The 17,627-nt window shown below is 56.0% G+C and carries 21 protein-coding genes; 9 read left to right on the forward strand and 12 right to left on the reverse strand.

Features of this window, described 5'->3' with window-relative positions:
• Window positions 1–40: 40 nt before the first annotated feature.
• The gene (locus ACO07T_RS12000; protein WP_422049612.1) at window positions 41–820 is read right to left on the reverse strand and encodes a hypothetical protein; all 780 of its coding nucleotides are present in this window, start codon (window positions 818–820) and stop codon (window positions 41–43) included.
• A gap of 14 nt (window positions 821–834) precedes the next feature.
• A complete protein-coding gene (gene parE / locus ACO07T_RS12005) occupies window positions 835–2,793 on the reverse strand; it encodes a DNA topoisomerase IV subunit B (RefSeq protein WP_422049613.1) in 1,959 nt (652 codons plus the stop codon).
• A gap of 178 nt (window positions 2,794–2,971) precedes the next feature.
• Here parE and ACO07T_RS12010 point away from each other — a divergent pair, with 178 nt between their 5' ends.
• Window positions 2,972–3,541 (forward strand): hypothetical protein, encoded by a 570-nt coding sequence (locus tag ACO07T_RS12010; RefSeq protein ID WP_422049614.1) that lies wholly within the window; start codon window positions 2,972–2,974, stop codon window positions 3,539–3,541.
• A 62-nt stretch (window positions 3,542–3,603) separates the two neighbouring features.
• Here ACO07T_RS12010 and ACO07T_RS12015 read toward each other — a convergent pair whose 3' ends face one another.
• The gene (locus ACO07T_RS12015; RefSeq protein WP_422049615.1) at window positions 3,604–4,377 is read right to left on the reverse strand and encodes a substrate-binding periplasmic protein; all 774 of its coding nucleotides are present in this window, start codon (window positions 4,375–4,377) and stop codon (window positions 3,604–3,606) included.
• Window positions 4,378–4,738: 361 nt separating this feature from the next.
• Between ACO07T_RS12015 and ppk2 the strand changes: the two genes are divergently transcribed.
• Window positions 4,739–5,758, forward strand: a complete 1,020-nt coding sequence (gene ppk2 / locus ACO07T_RS12020; RefSeq protein WP_422049616.1) for a polyphosphate kinase 2 — start codon at window positions 4,739–4,741, stop codon at window positions 5,756–5,758.
• A gap of 3 nt (window positions 5,759–5,761) precedes the next feature.
• Here ppk2 and ACO07T_RS12025 read toward each other — a convergent pair whose 3' ends face one another.
• Window positions 5,762–6,406: a TIGR02453 family protein gene (locus tag ACO07T_RS12025; protein ID WP_422049617.1), complete on the reverse strand. Its 645-nt coding sequence runs from the start codon at window positions 6,404–6,406 to the stop codon at window positions 5,762–5,764.
• A gap of 144 nt (window positions 6,407–6,550) precedes the next feature.
• Between ACO07T_RS12025 and ACO07T_RS12030 the strand changes: the two genes are divergently transcribed.
• On the forward strand, window positions 6,551–7,909 hold the full coding sequence (locus tag ACO07T_RS12030) for an MATE family efflux transporter (RefSeq protein ID WP_422049618.1): 1,359 nt from the start codon (window positions 6,551–6,553) through the stop codon (window positions 7,907–7,909).
• 132 nt (window positions 7,910–8,041) lie between these two features.
• Here ACO07T_RS12030 and ACO07T_RS12035 read toward each other — a convergent pair whose 3' ends face one another.
• Together ACO07T_RS12035 and ACO07T_RS12040 are read right to left on the reverse strand one after the other, a co-directional pair.
• Complete coding sequence (locus ACO07T_RS12035) at window positions 8,042–8,446, reverse strand: hypothetical protein (protein WP_209060538.1); 405 nt, start codon at window positions 8,444–8,446, stop codon at window positions 8,042–8,044.
• A 34-nt stretch (window positions 8,447–8,480) separates the two neighbouring features.
• Window positions 8,481–9,683: a pyridoxal phosphate-dependent aminotransferase gene (locus tag ACO07T_RS12040; protein ID WP_422049619.1), complete on the reverse strand. Its 1,203-nt coding sequence runs from the start codon at window positions 9,681–9,683 to the stop codon at window positions 8,481–8,483.
• A gap of 86 nt (window positions 9,684–9,769) precedes the next feature.
• On the opposite strand from ACO07T_RS12040, the gene ACO07T_RS12045 reads away from it, so the two are divergent.
• The 3 genes from ACO07T_RS12045 to ACO07T_RS12055 all read left to right on the forward strand — a co-directional run bounded on the left by ACO07T_RS12045 (window position 9,770) and on the right by ACO07T_RS12055 (window position 11,071).
• A complete protein-coding gene (locus tag ACO07T_RS12045) occupies window positions 9,770–10,171 on the forward strand; it encodes a helix-turn-helix domain-containing protein (RefSeq protein WP_247742686.1) in 402 nt (133 codons plus the stop codon).
• 15 nt (window positions 10,172–10,186) lie between these two features.
• A complete protein-coding gene (locus ACO07T_RS12050) occupies window positions 10,187–10,483 on the forward strand; it encodes a succinate dehydrogenase assembly factor 2 (RefSeq protein WP_422049620.1) in 297 nt (98 codons plus the stop codon).
• 90 nt (window positions 10,484–10,573) lie between these two features.
• On the forward strand, window positions 10,574–11,071 hold the full coding sequence (locus ACO07T_RS12055) for a MarR family winged helix-turn-helix transcriptional regulator (protein WP_209060533.1): 498 nt from the start codon (window positions 10,574–10,576) through the stop codon (window positions 11,069–11,071).
• Window positions 11,072–11,204: 133 nt separating this feature from the next.
• On the opposite strand, the gene ACO07T_RS12060 is transcribed toward ACO07T_RS12055, so the two are convergent.
• Together ACO07T_RS12060 and ACO07T_RS12065 are read right to left on the reverse strand one after the other, a co-directional pair.
• Window positions 11,205–11,867, reverse strand: coding sequence for a DUF1194 domain-containing protein (locus ACO07T_RS12060; RefSeq protein WP_422049621.1), 663 nt, complete (start codon window positions 11,865–11,867; stop codon window positions 11,205–11,207).
• 71 nt (window positions 11,868–11,938) lie between these two features.
• The gene (locus ACO07T_RS12065) at window positions 11,939–12,367 is read right to left on the reverse strand and encodes a VOC family protein (RefSeq protein WP_209078175.1); all 429 of its coding nucleotides are present in this window, start codon (window positions 12,365–12,367) and stop codon (window positions 11,939–11,941) included.
• 264 nt (window positions 12,368–12,631) lie between these two features.
• On the opposite strand from ACO07T_RS12065, the gene ACO07T_RS12070 reads away from it, so the two are divergent.
• Together ACO07T_RS12070 and ACO07T_RS12075 are read left to right on the forward strand one after the other, a co-directional pair.
• Window positions 12,632–13,411: a thymidylate synthase gene (locus ACO07T_RS12070; protein WP_422049622.1), complete on the forward strand. Its 780-nt coding sequence runs from the start codon at window positions 12,632–12,634 to the stop codon at window positions 13,409–13,411.
• 3 nt (window positions 13,412–13,414) lie between these two features.
• On the forward strand, window positions 13,415–13,909 hold the full coding sequence (locus ACO07T_RS12075) for a dihydrofolate reductase (protein ID WP_422049623.1): 495 nt from the start codon (window positions 13,415–13,417) through the stop codon (window positions 13,907–13,909).
• Between the two features lie 483 nt (window positions 13,910–14,392).
• On the opposite strand, the gene ACO07T_RS12080 is transcribed toward ACO07T_RS12075, so the two are convergent.
• Window positions 14,393–14,599, reverse strand: a complete 207-nt coding sequence (locus ACO07T_RS12080; protein ID WP_058240518.1) for a cold-shock protein — start codon at window positions 14,597–14,599, stop codon at window positions 14,393–14,395.
• A 208-nt stretch (window positions 14,600–14,807) separates the two neighbouring features.
• Here ACO07T_RS12080 and ACO07T_RS12085 point away from each other — a divergent pair, with 208 nt between their 5' ends.
• Window positions 14,808–15,122: an ArsC/Spx/MgsR family protein gene (locus ACO07T_RS12085; RefSeq protein ID WP_422049624.1), complete on the forward strand. Its 315-nt coding sequence runs from the start codon at window positions 14,808–14,810 to the stop codon at window positions 15,120–15,122.
• A gap of 149 nt (window positions 15,123–15,271) precedes the next feature.
• Here ACO07T_RS12085 and ACO07T_RS12090 read toward each other — a convergent pair whose 3' ends face one another.
• Genes ACO07T_RS12090 through ACO07T_RS12100 form a run of 3 tightly spaced genes read right to left on the reverse strand, consistent with a single transcriptional unit; the run spans window position 15,272 to window position 17,427 of the window.
• Window positions 15,272–15,796, reverse strand: coding sequence for a DoxX family protein (locus tag ACO07T_RS12090; RefSeq protein ID WP_422049625.1), 525 nt, complete (start codon window positions 15,794–15,796; stop codon window positions 15,272–15,274).
• A gap of 12 nt (window positions 15,797–15,808) precedes the next feature.
• Window positions 15,809–16,561 (reverse strand): putative DNA-binding domain-containing protein, encoded by a 753-nt coding sequence (locus ACO07T_RS12095; protein ID WP_422049626.1) that lies wholly within the window; start codon window positions 16,559–16,561, stop codon window positions 15,809–15,811.
• Window positions 16,558–17,427: a DUF692 domain-containing protein gene (locus tag ACO07T_RS12100; protein WP_422049627.1), complete on the reverse strand. Its 870-nt coding sequence runs from the start codon at window positions 17,425–17,427 to the stop codon at window positions 16,558–16,560. Before ACO07T_RS12100 ends, ACO07T_RS12095 begins: the two co-directional genes overlap by 4 nt.
• Window positions 17,428–17,627: the final 200 nt, after the last annotated feature.

Genomic DNA, 17,627 nt, shown 5'->3' on the forward strand with positions numbered 1-17,627 from the left:
GGCGGGTGCTCACCTTTAGCCTTTAATTGTAATCTGGCCATTAGAAGGTTTTCCAATCAATAGGAGACGTCCGGAAGCGATAAACTTGGACTAGAATAGAAAGGACTAGAACTACCCAACTAGCAACCAAGCTTTGAAAAATTGCAGCAGAGTTTGTCGATAAAAAAACGTTCTCGGTAAAGACCGCGGCTCTGCTAAAAAAGTGATATAGAACTAGGAAAGTTGTCAACAATCCAGCTAGGAAAAGATCGACAGACACGCTCTTTATAAGCCTTCCCAGCGGTCGAAATGACACCACACCTTCTGCAACCACGTCCGACTTGTTTTCGCTGAAAATACGAACCTCGCTCCCTGGGAGCTTCGATTGTTCTACGTAACTTGAATGTCTGAGAACTTCCAAGATTTCTATAAAACTTGAGGCTGCAATACCCAAGTCTTTGGCACTGATGAAAATTGATATGGAGCCAGAAGAAACTCTAGTCACATAAATATGGGCTTGGTACTTTGGAAGTGCTCCATAAAATATGCAGAATTTCTCAATTTCTTTAGTGATGTTCTTGTGAGCATCAGCCGTAGAAATCCCAGTTATTGCAATGTCTCGATAGTGTAACGTGGTTTTACAATCGACTTTTCCCGCACCTTCGATATTTGTGGTGACGTGGGTGTCAATAGGTTCGCCTTTAGCGTCTAGTTTTCTAGCAAGTCCAAAACCCCAGCCTTCAAAGAATTGTTGAATCTCAAAATCCGAAGGGAAACCTGTGGCATTTAGAAGACGTCTTTCACCCCTATAGGTTAGCGGAATTGTTGTTGAAATATGCATTTAAGGCCTCACTACTAAACATCCAACTCCTCAACAAACCGCGCGTTTTCCTGAATGTACTGGAAGCGTTTCTCGGGTTTTTTGCCCATCAGATCGCCCACCAGCGCGTCGGTTTCGCCGGGTTCGTCCTCGTCAATCGTCACGCGGATCAGTTTGCGGGAGTTCGGGTCCATCGTGGTCTCTTTGAGGTCTTTGGCGTCCATTTCACCAAGACCTTTGAAGCGGCTCACGTCGATGCGCCCTTTGCCGCCGAGGCCTTTTTCAAGCCACATGTCTTTTTCGGCTTCGTCCACGCAGTAGACGCGTTTGGCGCCTTGGGTGAGGCGGAAGAGCGGGGGGCAGGCCATGTAGAGGTGCCCCGCGTCGATCATCGGGCGCATTTGCGTGTAGAAGAAGGTCATCAGCAGTGCGGCGATGTGGGCACCGTCCACATCCGCGTCGGTCATGATGATGATCTTGTCATAGCGCAGGTCATCGACGTTGAATTTGGTGCCCAGCCCGACGCCAAGCGCTTGGGTCAGGTCGTTGATTTCCTGGTTGGTGCCGATCTTGGAGCTGGCCGCGCCAAGCACGTTTAGGATCTTACCGCGCAGGGGCAGCAGGGCCTGTTTCTTCCGATCGCGCGCCATTTTGGCAGAGCCACCCGCGGAGTCACCCTCAACGATGAAAAGCTCGGTGCCTTCGCGGTTGGTGGCGGAACAATCCACCAGCTTGCCCGGCAGACGGAGCTTTTTGGTGGCGGTTTTGCGGGCGGTTTCTTTTTCCTGACGGCGGCGTAGACGCTCTTCGGCGCGCAGCACGAGGAAATCGAGGATTGCACCGGCGGATTTGGTGTCGGCGGCCAGCCAGTTGTCAAAGTGGTCGCGCACGGCGTTTTCAACCAGACGCTGAGCCTCAACCGTGGCGAGGCGGTCTTTGGTCTGGCCGACAAATTCCGGCTCGCGAATGAAGCAGGAGACCAGCGCGCAGCCGCCGGTGATCAGATCGTCACGGGTGATCTGGGCCGCCTTTTTGTTGTTTACCAGCTCGCCGTAGGCCTTGATACCTTTGAGCACGGCGGCCCAGAAGCCGGAGACATGCGTGCCGCCTTCGGGTGTGGGGACGGTGTTACAGTAGGACTGGATGAAACCGTCGCGGCTTGGGGTCCAGTTGATGGCCCATTCGACCTTGCCTGGCGTGTTGAAGCGCTCTTGAAAATCCACGGTTCCCGCAAAGGGCTGTTCGGCGTAGGTGGTGGCGCCGTTCATGGTTTCTTTGAGGTAGTCAGACAGGCCGCCGGGGAAGTGGAACGTGGCTTCCGTCGGGGTTTCGCCGTCATCAATCGCGGTTTTCCAGCGGATCTCGACGCCAGAGAAGAGGTAGGCCTTGGAGCGGATGGATTTGAAGAGGCGCGCGGGTTTAAAGCGGTGGGAGCCAAAGATCTGTTCATCGGCGTGGAAGGTCACCGTGGTGCCGCGGCGGTTGGGGGCTGCGCCGACTTTCTCGACCTTGCCCTGCGGAATGCCGCGGGAGAAGCGTTGCTCATAGAGCTCTTTGTTGCGCGCAACCTGCACAACCATCAAATCCGAAAGCGCGTTCACAACCGAGGCGCCCACGCCGTGCAGACCGCCCGAGGTCTGATAGGCTTTGCCCGAGAATTTGCCGCCCGCGTGCAATGTGCAGAGGATCACCTCAAGCGCGGATTTGTCCGGGAACTTGGGGTGGGGATCCACGGGGATGCCGCGCCCGTTGTCACGCACAGTCAGGGAATAATCCTCATGCAGCTCCACTTCGATGCGGTTGGCGTGGCCTGCCACCGCTTCGTCCATGGAGTTGTCGAGGATTTCGGCAACCATATGGTGCAGCGCGCGCTCATCCGTGCCGCCGATATACATGCCCGGACGTTTGCGGACAGGTTCAAGCCCCTCAAGGACTTCAATCGAGGAGGCGTCATAATCGGTCGGCTGGGCTTCGGCCAGAAGGTCGTTGGGCATTCGCGGGCTGCTCTTGTTCATGTTGCTTGGCAAGCATTATGGCAGGAGCGCGCGGCAGGGGGAAGAGGAAGAACGCGCAGATACGCCATCAGAGCCGCTCTCTCTATGGTCACGGAAAATTCTATGGCTCGGGTCCGCGCGGATGCCTATCTTTGAGACATCTGAGGGAGAGCCGGTAATGTGGCGCAGAATCTTGTTTTTCATTCTGGTTGCGACAGGGGCCGCGGCGCAGGAAAGGCCGCAGGGTTTGCTTTGGAACAAGACGGGCCTGCCCGCCACAATCCCATTGCAGATCAAGACAACGGCGGAGGCGGATTATGTGCTGCGGCTGCGGGCCTATGAAACCGGCGAGATGGCGCTGGCTGCCTATATACGCGGCGGAGAGTTCTTCCGCGTCTTGGTGCCGCCCGGGTTTTATGAGTTGCTGTTTGCCTCCGGGCAAGATTGGCAAGGCGAGCCGGAGCTGTTCGGGCTTGAGACACGTGAGTTCCGGTTGGACCCACCGCTGATTTTCAACAGCACGGCAACGCGTCGGGAAGGCTACCTGATTGATTTGCAGGATCAGGAGGCGATCACGATCCGCCTGTTGGCGACATGTGACCGGCGTGCGGTGGATCCTGACAGCTTACGTGGGACGCGCGATCCGGAAGATCGGGTGATTGGCCGCCCGCAGACCTTTGACAGGCCGGAACGTCCTGACAAAATCCCCTTTGCCCGCTACGAGGTGCAGGGCCGGTTCTGTGATTAAAGTGCCCAGCAGGTAGGGAGCGCCTTCTGCATGCGCAGGGCGCTCGCCGTACCTACAACAGGCTACATAGACAGGTAGTTGTTGCCCAATGTGTCTCGGTATTTGTCGACCCATTTGGCGTTGATGGCGGTGATGGTGCCGTCCGCCTCAAGCTCTGCAAAGCAGCGATCAAAATCGGCGGCCAGCGCGGCATCGCGGAAATTCATCGCATAATTGGACGGCTCAAAAATGGCGCGGAACTCAAGCGGTTGGGACGCATCAATGCCCGCGCTGGAGCCTGCGTCCCGCAGAGAGGCGGTATAGGCCGCAAACAGCATGCCATCGCCTAGAATGCCATCTACGCGCCCGCCAAAGAGCAGCTTGGATTGGGTTTCTTGATCGGTCATTTCCCGATAGGAGGCGAAGGTGCCAGAGGCCTCTGCAAGTCCGGGCAGGATGTTGGACGCGCCTTGGAACGCGGCAACGCTCAGACCTGCAAGATCGCTGAGCGCGCCATAGTCGTTGCCAGAACCGGCCAGGAAGGACACGCCGTTCTGATATGCAATATAAGCTGCGCCTTGGGTGCCTTCCATTGGCATCCCCACGGGCACGGTCATCACAGCGTCCCCCGTGCCAGCCTCAAATGAAGCCCAGTGGCGTGTGAACGGCTGCACCTCAAAAGCCACTTCGTGACCGCAGTGGCCCATCACAGCGGACACGATCTCTGCTTCGCGGCCCGAGCCATCGGCGTAGACCATCGGTGGCAGATCGGCTGCCATGATGGTGAGCGTTTCAGCAATGACGGGCGCGGCAAGTGTGAGGGATGTTGTGGCCAAAGCGGCGGCAAAAAGTTTCATGATCTTAGGGTCCTCTTAAGTGTGAGAAGAGCCTAGGGGCGCGAATCTTAATGGAACGCTACTGGCTGCGGCACTTATCTTGTCTTTTCAATGGCTTTCGCTTCCTTCTTCGCGTTGTTTTGTGGTGGATTTAATATGGATTTGAGAGGTCGATATCTGAGAGCTTCAATCTTCCATAATAGGTGACGCGCGGCGCATTCCTGAGATAGAGGTGCGCCCTCCCGTTGACGGCATGGTTACGGTGAAGAGATCAGAGCAATAAATTCACCTGACTATTTCTCTGGAAATTGACGTGTGTCAAAGCGCGAAATTGCAACCTTTGCTATATGTCTGTCGAATTTATCAGGACAGGGATTAGCTTATGGAAAAACAACTTGAACAGCGTGTTGTTGAAGAAGAACTGGTGCTGGACGTCGCTGCGGAACTTTCTGAAATTGCAGAGGCTCCAAAGGTAGAGAGCGAAGCCGAGGCCGTGCAAGTTGCCGAGGAAGCTGCGGCTCCGGCGGCACCTGCCGTTGCCAATAAGGAGTCCGTGGATGAGATGCGCCGCGCCTTTGAGCGTGGCGAGTATCCTTATCCGAAAAAAATGTCGCGTCGTGCTTATGAGACGCAAAAGGCCAAGCTGCAGTCTGAGCTGTTGAAAGTTCAGCTTTGGGCACAGGAGACTGGCCAGAAATTTGTGATGCTTTTTGAGGGGCGCGATGCGGCCGGTAAGGGCGGGACCATCAAGCGGTTTACCGAGCACCTCAACCCGCGGACTGCGCGCGTCGTGGCGCTGAACAAGCCCACCGATCAAGAACGGGGCCAATGGTATTTTCAGCGCTATATCGAGCACCTGCCGACTGCCGGTGAAATCGTTCTCTATGACCGCAGCTGGTACAATCGCGCGGGTGTTGAGCGGGTGATGGGTTTCTGTGAACCAGGCGAATATCTGGAATTCATGCGCCAGACCCCTGATCTGGAGCGGATGCTGGTGCGGTCGGGCATTCGGCTTTACAAATATTGGTTCTCGGTCACCCAGGATGAACAGAAGCGCCGCTTTGAAAGCCGCGAAACCGATCCGCTCAAACAGTGGAAGCTCAGCCCGATTGACAAAGCATCGCTGAACAAATGGGAAGACTACACGGAAGCCAAGGAGGCGATGTTCTTCTACACGGACACGGCTGATGCACCTTGGACCGTGATCAAATCCAACGACAAGAAGCGGGCGCGTCTGAACTGTATGCGTCACTTCCTGAGCACGCTGGACTATCCGGGCAAGGATCCGAAGATTGCGCAGCCCGCTGATCCGCTGATTGCGAACACAGCAAGCCATGTGATCCACAACTCAGATCATATTTTGGGTACGGCGTTGCATCCGGACAGTCGTAAGGACCGCTGAGGTTCAGATCTCAGACAGGATCCGGTTGAGTGGATCAAATGTGTGAAATGCGGAGGCGATCTCGGAAACGAGGTCGCCTTTTGATGCTTCCTCCTCCGTCACCTCAAACCACATGGCCAGGCCTTTGCGACGCAACAGGGCTTCCTGTGGGTGATCTTGGCCATAAGGTGCAGGCACGCGCTTGAGCGCAGGCTCATCCAGACGCGCGCCCCATCCCAGCAGGCGATCCACCTCTGCGGCGATCTCCTCTCCTTTGGGGCCGTCCACAGCTGCACGCCAGCGGGGCAGCATGTCTTTGTCAAATCCCATGATGCCAGCACCTGCAGTGATGTAGTCCTCACCGATGCCAAAGAACCAGCTGGTTGGCGCCGTGGTCCAGGACATGTGCAGATGCAGGTGATAGGGCGTCTTGTCCTTGGAGAAGCGGACATCGCGATTGGGGCGAAACAATTTGGTGGTGGGCACGTGCCCCGTCTGTTTTTGCAAATGGGCGGCGACCTTATCCAGCAATTCAAGCGCAGGCGCTTTGAGCGCTTTGTCATAGATCTCCTTGTGGGCAAGGAACCAGTCGCGATTGTTGTTTTCGGCCAGCTCACCAAGGAACTGTCGGGTGTCTGGAATGAGACCGTCTAACGCTGCTGTGGACATTTGCTGCTCCAATGCGGATCACATGTATTGATGGTGTCAGAGCCGCGAGAAGCGATCAACTGCAACACGCAGCTTGCTCTGCACAAACAACGGGCATATGGCTGAGTGATGAGCGAGACAACCAGAACTTCTGTAAAATCTTCTATGGCTACGCGGGACCACATCCGGGCCCTTGCGCGTTTGGGGTTGCCGCTGATTGGCGGCCATGTGGCGCAATTTGCCATCGGTCTGACCGACACAATCATGTTGGGCTGGTACTCTGTTGAGGCGCTGGCATCGGTTGTTCTTGGACACACGTTTTTCTTCGTGATTTTTATCCTTGGGTCAGGCTTTGCCATCGCGGTGATGCCGCTGGTGGCCGAGGCCGACGCTGAAGGCAATGAAGCTGCGCTGCGCCGCATCACGCGCATGGGGCTCTGGCTGTCCGTTACCTATGGGCTGGTGGTTCTGCCGCTCTTTTTCCTGTCCGGTGCGTTGCTGCTGGGATTGCAGCAGGGACCGGAGGTGGCCGATTTGGCGCAGGCCTATTTGCGTATCGCCGGATTTGGGCTGATGCCCGCGCTGCTGGTGATGGTGCTTAAGTCGTATCTGGCAGCATTGGAGCACACGCGCGTGGTGTTCTGGGTCACGGTTGTTGCCGTGCCGGTGAATGCGCTTGTCAACTATGGCCTGATTTTTGGCAATTGGGGACTGCCGGAGCTTGGCGTGCGCGGGGCGGCGATTGCCTCAATCATCGTGCAGTTTGTCTCGCTGCTTGGCGTGATCCTTTATGCGGTGCGTGCTCTGCCGCAGCATGAGCTGTTTGCCCGCATCTGGCGCCCCGATTGGGATGTGTTTGCGCAGGTCTTTAAACTGGGGCTGCCAATTGGCCTCACCAATCTGGCAGAGGTCGGGCTGTTTTCTGCTTCTTCCGTCATGATGGGCTGGCTTGGCACCGTGGCGCTCGCGGCCCACGGCATCGCTTTGCAGCTCGCAAGCCTCGCCTTCATGTTGCATCTGGGTCTTTCAAACGCCGCCACCGTGCGCGTTGGAAATGCGATGGGGCGCAAAGATGCGGATCATATGGCGCGGGGCGCGCTGGTGGCGATTGTTATGTCGCTTGCGGTCTCTCTTATCACGGTCGCCGTGTTTCTTGCGTTCCCACAGCAGCTTCTGGGGATGTTCATCGATCCGGAAGAGCCCCAGCGTGTGGCTATCCTCGCGACAGGCGTGAGTCTGCTCTATGTGGCCGCGCTCTTTCAGGTCGTGGATGGCGCGCAGGTCATGGCGCTGGGGCTGCTGCGCGGTGTGCAGGACACGCGCGGCCCCATGGTGATCGCCGCAATCAGCTACTGGTTGCTTGGGGTCACCTGCGCCTATGTGCTGGGCTTTAAGGCTGAGTTGGGCGGCGTGGGCGTTTGGCTGGGTTTGGTTCTGGGACTGACGGCTGCGGCGGTGTTGCTGATGTATCGCTTCTGGCGCACCGATCTCAGTCGTTTGCGGCAAAAGTTTGCCCAAGCCTGAAGCTTGCGCGTGCAGCTCTTCTCATTCGAAAAATATCTCGGGGTAGCCACATCGCAGATGTGGCAGGGGCAGCGCCCCTAATAACCGAACCTTTGAATGAACCGGGTGCTCATTGAGAAGTGTGCCGTAGGGCTACTTTCCCTTGAGCAAGCGGTCGGCTTTTTTGCGCACCAGAACCGAACGCAGATCATGCATGGTCAGCAACAGCGTGTCGGTGATCTCTTCTAGCTGCTCAGGCGTGGCCTTGGATTGCGCCCATTGGGTGGTCAGATTCAAATGATCCACCGTGCGCAGGATGTCGTCGATGTCGCGCTCTGCGAGCAAGGCCCGGCGCTCTTCCATCCAAGCCTCAATCGCGGCCTTGTCTTCTTTGGAAAGCGTGCGTTCCCCGTGGGGTTTGACCTCACCATTCCGGATGTTGAGAACGGCGATCTGATCCATCTCGATCCGGCGATGGCGGTTTTCTGTGTCCACACGAAACACCGCCGCGCCGTTTTCGCGCACGCGAAAATAATAGTCTGGAAGATCGCCGCTCATCTGTCCCCTCCGGATGCCCCCGGTTGTCCGGTTTTTATGTCAGAGAAGCACAGAACGCCTGAATGCGCTGGCAGGCTTTGGTCAGTGCCTCATCAGAGGTAGCGTAGCTGACGCGGAAGTTTGGCGAAAGCCCGAAGGCAGCCCCAAACACCACGGCAACCTCTGCCTCTTCAAGCAGGGCGTTGGCGAAGGCTTCGTCGTTTTCGATCACGGTGCCCTTAGGTGTGGTTTTGCCAATCAGCCCGGCAATCGAAGGATAGACATAGAAGGCGCCTTCTGGTGTTGGGCAGGAAATCCCTTCGATTTCGCTCAGCATGGAGATCACCAGATCACGGCGACGTTTGAAGGCCTCATTGTTGGGAGCCAGAAAGTCCTGCGTGCCGTTCAGCGCTTCCACAGCGGCCCATTGGCTGACGGAGCAGGGGTTTGATGTGCTCTGGCTTTGGATTTTGCGCATTGCAGAGATGAGCTCCACAGGGCCGGTAGCATAGCCGATGCGCCAGCCTGTCATGGCATAGGCTTTGGACACGCCATTGCAGGTCAGGGTGCGCTCATAAAGACCCGGCTCGACCTGCGCCGGTGTGCAGAACTCAAACCCGTCATACGCGAGGTGCTCATACATATCATCACTCATCACCCAGACGTGGGGATGGCGCATCAGCACATCGGTGAGTTCCTTGAGCTCCTGTTGCGAGTAGCCCGCGCCAGTCGGGTTGGAGGGTGAGTTGAAGATGAACCATTTGGTCTTTGGCGTGATCGCGGCTTCCAGCTGATCTGCTGTCAGTTTGAAATTGGTCTGCAGCGATGTTTCAGCCACCACAGGTGTGCCGCCCGCGAGTAGCACCATATCGGGATAGCTCACCCAATAGGGCGCAGGGATGATCACTTCATCGCCGGGGTTCAGCGTTGCCATCAGCGCATTATAGAGCGTCTGTTTGCCGCCTGTGCCGACGGAGACCTGCGCGGGTGTGTATTCCAGCCCGTGATCACGCATCATTTTGGCGCAGACTGCCTGCTTCAGCTCCGGGATCCCATCAGGCGCGGTGTATTTGGTTTTTCCCGCCGCGATGGCCGCAACAGCGGCGTCCTTGATGTTTTGCGGGGTGTCAAAGTCCGGTTCACCCGCGCTCAGGCCAATAACGTCACGTCCGGCGGCCTTCAATTCTGCGGTCTTTGCTGTCATAGCGATGGTCGGGGACGGTTTGACACGCGATAGGGTCTCAGACAGGAAAGACATGGCTTGGCCTCTTTTTGTAATCTCTGGTCCCATGTCTTAGGGTGCCCACCAAGGCCATTCAAGGTCGAAGCGCTAAGGAGTAAACTATGCCACAAGATCAACTGGAAGTGATGCCTGAAGACGACTGGTATGGTGAGGAGGTTGCCACCTTCGGCGATCGCCTGGCAGCCGCCAGAGAGGCTGGAGGCCTGAAGCGCGGCGAGTTTGCCAAACGTCTTGGTGTCAAGAAGTCGACCATCGCGGCCTGGGAAGACGATCTCGGGGAGCCACGCGCCAATCGTCTGTCGATGATGGCCGGATTGCTGAACGTTTCGGTTGGTTGGTTGCTGACCGGGGAGGGCGACGGCGTTGACATGAGCGAGGAGGGCGAGAGCCCGGAAGCTGATCTGCTTGCCATTCTGAAAGAGATCCGCGATATCCGCGCACGCATGAAAAATGATCTGGATCGGCTGGCACGGCTTGAAAAAACGCTGCGCAAAAAGATCTGAGCAAAAGGTGTGATGATGTCTGACGCCCCCAAAGAGGCCGCAAATTCCGGTGAGGAAACATATGAGAATCGTCTCAAGCGCATGAAAATGCGCTCCATGCGGCGGGGCATCAAAGAGATGGACATCATCCTTGAGAGGTTTGCAGATGAGAATCTGACGCAGATGGATACCGCTGCGCTGGATCTTTATGATGCTCTGCTCTGTGAGAATGACCAGGATTTATATCAATGGGTTACGGGGCAAAAACCAACGCCTGAACTCTTCAAAGCCCTTATTTCTCGCATTGCGACCACCATCAGCGGTGCAAATTGACGCGAATTTGTCATGTCTTTTGGACGGTTTAACCTCTTGTTGGGCTTTTTCCGTCACTCTGACTGCTAGATAAGCTGACGGAGACTAAGAATGAGCTTTCATTCATCGATGCCCAGCGGGACAGAACAGAGCTTTATGGCCGACTATCTGGACTCGCTGGCGCTTGTAGAGCGGTTGCACCGGCTGTTGCTGGATGTGATCAAGGACGAATTTGAGCGTGTGGGCGTGATTGAGATCAACGCAGTGCAGGCGTTGCTGCTGTTCAACATTGGCGACAATGAAGTGACAGCCGGCGAACTCAAAAGCCGCGGGTATTATCAGGGCTCAAACGTGAGTTACAACCTGAAGAAACTCGTTGATGCAGGCTATATGCATCACCAGCGTTGCGAGATTGACCGCCGTTCGGTGCGTGTGCGCCTGACCGAAAAGGGTCGTGAAATTCGCGATGTGATCTCTGCGCTGTTTGCGCGCCATGCAGAAGGTCTGCAGTCCAAAGGTGTGCTGGGCGATGATGGCATCGAACAGATCACCCACGCGCTGCGCCGTGTGGAACGCTATTGGACGGATCAGATCCGCTACATCTACTGACATAGCCGGCAGCCCCAGAATGGGGACTCCGTAGCTTTTTGCGCGCCTGCCCCAGAATGGGGCGCGGCGTGCGTTTGCTTTTGGTCACCAAGGTTGCGTGAAGATTGATCTGCAACCTTTTGAAAAATATCAGTCAGTTTGATTTTTTGGATGGGCCGGGCCAGGCTTGACCGATCACCGTCACAGATAACTCGCGTGACAGCTTACGGCGCATGGCGTTCTCGAAATCTTCAAACCCTTTGGCCGTTTCCACAAAGGCATCAGGCCCTTTGATCAGCTCACGGCGATAGTAATCCGTCATATCTCCGGGACGGGCCGCAAAATCGGCCGCTTTGACGCCAAATGTCTCAATCGCCAGTGCGTTGACGATCACCCCGTCCAGCGGAAAGGCCGCATAGGCCTGCTTGGGTGTGAAGCCATCGTTGTTTTCCCCATCTCCGCTCACATCCAACACCTGAACATCACACGCGGGTGCCTGACGAAAGAGCGTGGCGGCATGGCCGACTGCATGGCCAAGGGCTGTGGGGAACTCCGAGGTGCCGCGCTTTGAAAGCCCAAGTTTGGCGGCGCTTTCATTGAGGATTTGGCGCGTTTCGATCAGGGTCCAGTTTAGCAGGGTTTTCTGCTTGTGACGGCCACTCCATTCATAGACCGCAAGGGCCACCGGGCGTGCATCGCTCAGGAAACCGGACTGAATTTCAGGAGCACTCAGAGCGGCGGCGAGGCCGAGACGCTGAAGCGCGTCTTCATCGCTGTCTACGGAGGAGCTCACATCCAATGCCAGCAAAAGCGCCATGCGGCAGTCCGAAGCGAGGGAGGGGGTGGCCGCAAGAGCCACCCCAATTGCGGCGATATGCGCCGCCGCTCTTACCAATGACCGGTGCTTTCCATGCTGGCCCATGGTTCAGCTGGTGCGAGCGCTTCGCCCTGTTGCAGCAACTCAATGGAGATGTTGTCCGGTGAGCGAACAAAAGCCATGCGCCCGTCGCGGGGCGGACGGTTGATCACCACGCCATTGTCCGCCAGATGCTGGCACATTTCGTAGATATTGCCGACCTCATAGGCGAGATGGCCGAAGTGGCGGCTGTCAGAGGGCAGGCCGTCATCACCATCCCAGTTGTAGGTGAGCTCCAATGGGGCGTCATGGTCGCCGTCAGCGGCCAGATAGACCAAAGTAAAGCGGCCCTGTTCGCTGTCATAGCGCTTGATCTGTTTCAGACCAAAGAGCGCATAAAAAGCCATGGAAGCCTCCAGATCAGAGACACGCACCATGGTGTGCAGGTATTTCACATGCATATGGGATTCCTTTGAATGGGGTTTGGAGATATTGAACACGCAACCGTCTGGATTGGCCAGCCTGTTTGAAGCTGGGAGGCAATCACGGATGCGGGAAGTGGTGCGCTGAATTTGCTTGTGGATGGATCAATCCTCGCGGTTTCCAGCTTAGGACCCACAAGATATAGTTCAGAGAACGCGACAATTGTGAGTCGTTGCTTCAAACGGATGCCGGTGCAGATGGCATTCCAGATGGGGTGACTCTGAGGAGAAACGAGGCAGGCCGTGCAGCAATATCATGATGCATTGAAGACCATTTTGGAGTTTGGCGAAGATACAGGCGACCGGACCGGCACGGGCACGCGTTCTTATTTCGGGATGCAGATGCGCTATCGCCTTGCAGATGGTTTTCCTTTGGTGACCACCAAGAAGCTTTATCTGCGCGGGATCATTCATGAATTGCTGTGGTTTCTCGCGGGCGACACCAACATCAAGTACTTGCAAGACAATCGGGTCACCATCTGGGACGAATGGGCCGATGAAAACGGGGATCTCGGGCCGGTTTATGGCAAGCAGTGGCGCGATTTTGGCGGCGTAGATCAGATTGAAACGCTGGTTGAGATGATCAAAACCTCGCCTGACAGCCGCCGTCTGATAGTCTCTGCCTGGAACCCGCAGGATGTGCCCGAGATGGCGCTGCCGCCGTGCCACACCATGTGGCAGGTTCGGGTGTTGAATGGCAAATTGCACCTGCAACTCTATCAGCGTTCTGCTGACATGTTCCTGGGCGTGCCGTTCAACATCGCCTCCTACGCGCTGCTGCAGCATATGCTGGCGCATGTGACCGGCTATGAGGTTGGGGATTTTGTGCATTCCATTGGCGATGCCCACATCTATTCCAATCACATGGAGCAGGTAAATCTGCAGCTGTCACGCACACCAAAGGCGCTGCCGAAATTGGTGATTAAGCGGGATGTGAAGTCGATCTTTGACTTTATCTTCGAGGATTTTGAAATTGTTGGATATGAGCCGGATGCGGCCATTTCCGCACCGGTGGCGGTATAAACTATGATCACACTTGTTGTTGCACGGGCCCAAAACGGTGCGATTGGGCGGGATGGTGACATACCATGGCGCATCCCGCAGGATTTTAAGCTGTTTCAACGCGAGACCACCGGAGGCGCCCTGATTATGGGGCGCAACACCTGGGACAGTCTGCCGGTAAAACCGCTGTCAAATCGGTTGAATATTGTGGTGTCCTCACAGCCGGATGCGGCGGACATTGTGGTGCCCTCGATTGATGCTGCTGTCGAATATGCCACAGCGCAGGGCTACGATCGGATCTACGGCATAGGCGGCGCGGGCATTTACAAGGAAATGCTCACTGTCGCCCATCGTCTGCTGATCACGGATGTCGATACCGAGATTGATGACGCGGACACCTTCTTTCCGGAGTTTGATCCTGCAAAGTGGCAGCTCATCACAAGTAGACCGCTTGAGGGCGCTACTCCAAGCTGCACCGTGCGTGAGTATTTGCGCGTTTCTGAAACTGCTACAGTGTGAGTGACTGGCTTTCAAAAACACGGTGGTGCACGTCTGCGAATTTGACAGTTTTCAAACGCGTGCAGTAGCTTAGCCAAAGCTATTTATGTTTCTAACAACAATTGGAGCCTGTGTTTTATGAAATGCCTTTCGCTTGCCACTGGAGTTGCATTGATGTTTGCCGCGCCGCTTTCGGCACAGAGCTGGAGCAGCAATGCTCCGGTCATTGGGCCGGTCAATCAGCCTGAAGGGGTGCTGATCCATCCTTATCCGACCCATACAAATTACTGCCCGAGAGGGCTCCAGCCAGTGACATTGGGTGGCGTGATTTGTTGCGGTACGCCCAACACCACCGAGCGTTTTGTCAATGCGAGCACAGGCCATAGGAGCTATAGCACATCAAGCTGCCCGCCGGGTGCGAAGGGCTGTTCATAACAGTTTTTTGAGGAGGGGCTTTGCGCGCGGAGCGCAGGGCGGATGGGGCGCTAATGGCGCCCCAATCCATTAAAGCAGTTTGAGTTCGCCCGCCATGTCGCGGCCGTCCCGTCCTTGCGTCATTTCAAATTCAACTTTCTGGTTGTCGGACAGACCTTTAAGTCCGGACCGTTCGACAACGGAAATATGGACAAAGACATCTTTGCCGCCTTCTTCAGGTTCGATGAACCCGAAGCCTTTGGTGGTGTTGAACCACTTTACGGTACCGCGTGGCATACCGTTCTCCTCTTTATTCACTTTTAGTCAATTACGGCAAAATGCCGGAGCAACAGAAATCCCAAATTCCGAGTGCACGATTACGGAAGATTGAAACAAATGCGCCTGCCTGAGGATTGCATGGTGATGACAAAAATCAAGCAAAACCAACGTGAAACCCGAAATGAACTGGATTATACGGTCATTATGGCCATGCAAAGAGGGTGACATGACAACTGTCTACGGTTTGAAAAATTGCGATACCTGTCGTAAGGCAATGAAAACATTGGGGGATGTTGCCTTTGTCGATGTTCGTCAGGATGGGGTTCCTGATGTGGTGTTAGAAATAGCACACACACAATTTAAAGATGATTTGATGAATAAGAGATCGACCACCTGGAGAAATTTGAGCGAAGACGAACGCTCAGAAGATCCGATTGCGCTTTTGAAAGTGCATCCCACCCTGATGAAACGTCCGCTTATTGAACGCGGCGGTCGCTATTATCTGGGTTGGGGGAAAGACGTGCAGGCCGAACTTAGCTGAGAGTGCGAATAGCTGGGGCAATTGCTCTTCACGTCTTAGTCTTTTCAGTCGGGGCAGATTGAGGTGCGCTAGAGTGCCGGAGCAGATCAAAAAAAGCCCGCGATTGTCTCGCGGGCTTTTGTTATTCTGTATGTAAGTGGCCGCCCGGATCAGTCTCTGGAAGGCTTGCGGAACAGGGCGTCAACCGAGAGTGGGCCAGCGCCTTTGAAGACCAGTACCACAAAGAGCAGGATCCACATCACGCGCTGGTCGATCAGCCCCTGAGCGCTGTCAAACAGACCACCAAGGGCAACGCCGTGACCGGTCACGTCCACCAGTGTCTGAACAATGATGAAGCCGATCATGCCAGCTGCCGCGAGGCGGGTGAGCAGACCAAAAACGATCAGCAGAGGCAGAACAAATTCGGCGATGGTGCCGGCAAGGATCACGATGCGCTGGAAGAAGTTCATTTGAGTGACGTCCCAGAGCACAGCTTCGGCCGCTTGCGGGAAAATCTGTCCGAATGCACCGGAAGACGGGGAGAAGATCGAACCGTCGATCTTCAGCATTGCCGAGTTCCAGAAATAGAAGAACAGCACCGCCAGAAAGCTCAGGCGGGCCAGCGTGGGAACGAGCCAATCCAGACGGTCAAGCCGGTCAAGAAGGTCGGTGTATTGGTCCAGTATACGTGTCATGCGATCCTCGGATTAGGATGGTAAATCAATAGAAGTCAGGGCGTTGCCCGTTAGGAGTAGGCCGAGCGTTGCGCTCAGGTCAAATTCAGCCACTTCGTTGGTTGCGACAGCAGCCGCGGCGCCCAGTGTGCCGCCCGCGGTGAGCGCGGTGATGAATTCATAGGCTCCGGGTGCCAAAGCGTGGGGGAGCGGATCATATCCAGGGCGCAGGATGATAACATCTTGGCCTCCGGCTTCAGGCTTTGGGCCATCTTGCATATTGAACGCCCAGATGGCGTGGATCGGCCAAGGAGAGCGCAGAAGTTTCACCGATGGGGCGAAGGTCATCACCAGTTCGGTGAGGCGCTCAGGCGGGAGGGCCGCCAGGGCTTCGGGGTTTACGGCTTCTGCGTCCGCCGCGTGGTAGGAGCGGCGCATCGCCATCTCAAGGCGCGCGACATCTGCGAGGTAGCCGAGATGCGCCAGAAGCTCAAACCCCTCCAGAAAATCCGGAAAGTCCTCGCCATAGTGCATCATCATGGGAGAGGACGGTGGCGATTGGCGCAGAAACACGCCTGCAATCGCATTGAAGTTCTCACTGCCAATGAGTTTGGCGATGGTCGGAAAACCGGTGGCAAGCGCTTCTGTCAGAGAGACGGCCACATTGTTGCGATAGACGTCAAACCGCCGCCCGGCAGGCTGACCTTTGGCATCAGACAGGCCTTCAGGCCGCGCGCGTCCGCCATCAAAGATCGCGCCGCGAAACTCGTTTTGGGAGACGTTCATGCCGCAACACCGGTGTTAAGCTTGGCAACGGCTGCATCTGCGCGCAGCGCTTCGTCATGCAGGATCGGCCATTCCGGCACATCCGTGTCCCACTCGATCAGGATCGGTTTGGGGCCGGACAGGGAAAGTGTGTGGTCGAGCAGCGCCCAAACAGGATCAACAATGGGGGCGCCGTGGCTGTCGATCAGCAGTGGCTTGCCGTGATCATCTTCGTCTTCGTCATGGCCGCCGAGGTGAATTTCACCGACCATGTCGAGCGGGTAGTCCGCAATGTAGGCGCGGGGATCGTAATCCAGGTTGGTGGCAGAGACAAAAACGTTGTTCACATCCAGCAGCAAACCACATCCGGTGCGTTTGGCGACTTCCCGCAGAAAATCGGGCTCCGACCAGGTGCTTTCATCGAACGCCAAATAGCTGGACGGGTTCTCCAGCATCATCTGGCGATCAATAGTGTCTTGCAGCTGGTTGATGTGGTCGCACACACGCTGGAGCGTGGCGTCGGTGTAGGGCAGGGGCAACAGATCGTTCAGAAACGCGCCGTCATGGGTGCTCCATGCCAAATGTTCGGAAAAAACAGTTGGGTTAAGCCAGTCAACAAGGTGTTTGAGGCGCGCAAGGTGGTCGGCATCAAGTGCGCCTTCACCACCGATTGACAGACCAACGCCATGGACGGAAATCGGAAAACGCTCAGACAACTGGCGGAGTTGCGCGATAGGGCGGCCGCCATCTCCCATATAGTTCTCAGCGTGAATTTCGAGCCAGCTCACGGAACCGGGATCTTGGATCAGATCGGCATAGTGCTGCGGCTTGTATCCAACGCCGGGACGGTTGGGCAATTTGCGGGGCGTTTGTTGTGCGTCAAACATCGCGTCACCTTGTTCTTGTGGCAGGTGTTGGGGGCAGGTTCTTTTGGAGTGGTGGCTTTTGGGCTCTGTAGAATTTCACCGGGTAATTTCACTGGCGGCTGGCGCGGAAATTTTCAAATAAGAATGCCTGGCAAGATGCGCCATCGTGTTTGATCCTTTATACCACGCTGGGCTGCTGAGTGCTGCCCGTTGAGCGTAGT

The sequence above is a fragment of the Shimia sp. genome, assembly GCF_965227725.1.
Classification (GTDB): Bacteria; Pseudomonadota; Alphaproteobacteria; order Rhodobacterales; family Rhodobacteraceae; genus Shimia.

Excerpts from the sequence above, each read along its gene's own strand:
- ACO07T_RS12000 (WP_422049612.1), bottom strand. The coding sequence starts at position 820 with ATGCATATTTCAACAACAATTCCGCTAACCTATAGGGGTGAAAGACGT.
- parE (WP_422049613.1), bottom strand. The coding sequence starts at position 2,793 with ATGCCCAACGACCTTCTGGCCGAAGCCCAGCCGACCGATTATGACGCC.
- ACO07T_RS12010 (WP_422049614.1), top strand. The coding sequence starts at position 2,972 with ATGTGGCGCAGAATCTTGTTTTTCATTCTGGTTGCGACAGGGGCCGCG.
- ACO07T_RS12015 (WP_422049615.1), bottom strand. The coding sequence starts at position 4,377 with ATGAAACTTTTTGCCGCCGCTTTGGCCACAACATCCCTCACACTTGCC.
- ppk2 (WP_422049616.1), top strand. The coding sequence starts at position 4,739 with ATGGAAAAACAACTTGAACAGCGTGTTGTTGAAGAAGAACTGGTGCTG.
- ACO07T_RS12025 (WP_422049617.1), bottom strand. The coding sequence starts at position 6,406 with ATGTCCACAGCAGCGTTAGACGGTCTCATTCCAGACACCCGACAGTTC.
- ACO07T_RS12030 (WP_422049618.1), top strand. The coding sequence starts at position 6,551 with ATGGCTACGCGGGACCACATCCGGGCCCTTGCGCGTTTGGGGTTGCCG.
- ACO07T_RS12035 (WP_209060538.1), bottom strand. The coding sequence starts at position 8,446 with ATGAGCGGCGATCTTCCAGACTATTATTTTCGCGTGCGCGAAAACGGC.
- ACO07T_RS12040 (WP_422049619.1), bottom strand. The coding sequence starts at position 9,683 with ATGTCTTTCCTGTCTGAGACCCTATCGCGTGTCAAACCGTCCCCGACC.
- ACO07T_RS12045 (WP_247742686.1), top strand. The coding sequence starts at position 9,770 with ATGCCACAAGATCAACTGGAAGTGATGCCTGAAGACGACTGGTATGGT.
- ACO07T_RS12050 (WP_422049620.1), top strand. The coding sequence starts at position 10,187 with ATGTCTGACGCCCCCAAAGAGGCCGCAAATTCCGGTGAGGAAACATAT.
- ACO07T_RS12055 (WP_209060533.1), top strand. The coding sequence starts at position 10,574 with ATGAGCTTTCATTCATCGATGCCCAGCGGGACAGAACAGAGCTTTATG.
- ACO07T_RS12060 (WP_422049621.1), bottom strand. The coding sequence starts at position 11,867 with ATGGCGCTTTTGCTGGCATTGGATGTGAGCTCCTCCGTAGACAGCGAT.
- ACO07T_RS12065 (WP_209078175.1), bottom strand. The coding sequence starts at position 12,367 with ATGCATGTGAAATACCTGCACACCATGGTGCGTGTCTCTGATCTGGAG.
- ACO07T_RS12075 (WP_422049623.1), top strand. The coding sequence starts at position 13,415 with ATGATCACACTTGTTGTTGCACGGGCCCAAAACGGTGCGATTGGGCGG.
- ACO07T_RS12080 (WP_058240518.1), bottom strand. The coding sequence starts at position 14,599 with ATGCCACGCGGTACCGTAAAGTGGTTCAACACCACCAAAGGCTTCGGG.
- ACO07T_RS12085 (WP_422049624.1), top strand. The coding sequence starts at position 14,808 with ATGACAACTGTCTACGGTTTGAAAAATTGCGATACCTGTCGTAAGGCA.
- ACO07T_RS12090 (WP_422049625.1), bottom strand. The coding sequence starts at position 15,796 with ATGACACGTATACTGGACCAATACACCGACCTTCTTGACCGGCTTGAC.
- ACO07T_RS12095 (WP_422049626.1), bottom strand. The coding sequence starts at position 16,561 with ATGAACGTCTCCCAAAACGAGTTTCGCGGCGCGATCTTTGATGGCGGA.
- ACO07T_RS12100 (WP_422049627.1), bottom strand. The coding sequence starts at position 17,427 with ATGTTTGACGCACAACAAACGCCCCGCAAATTGCCCAACCGTCCCGGC.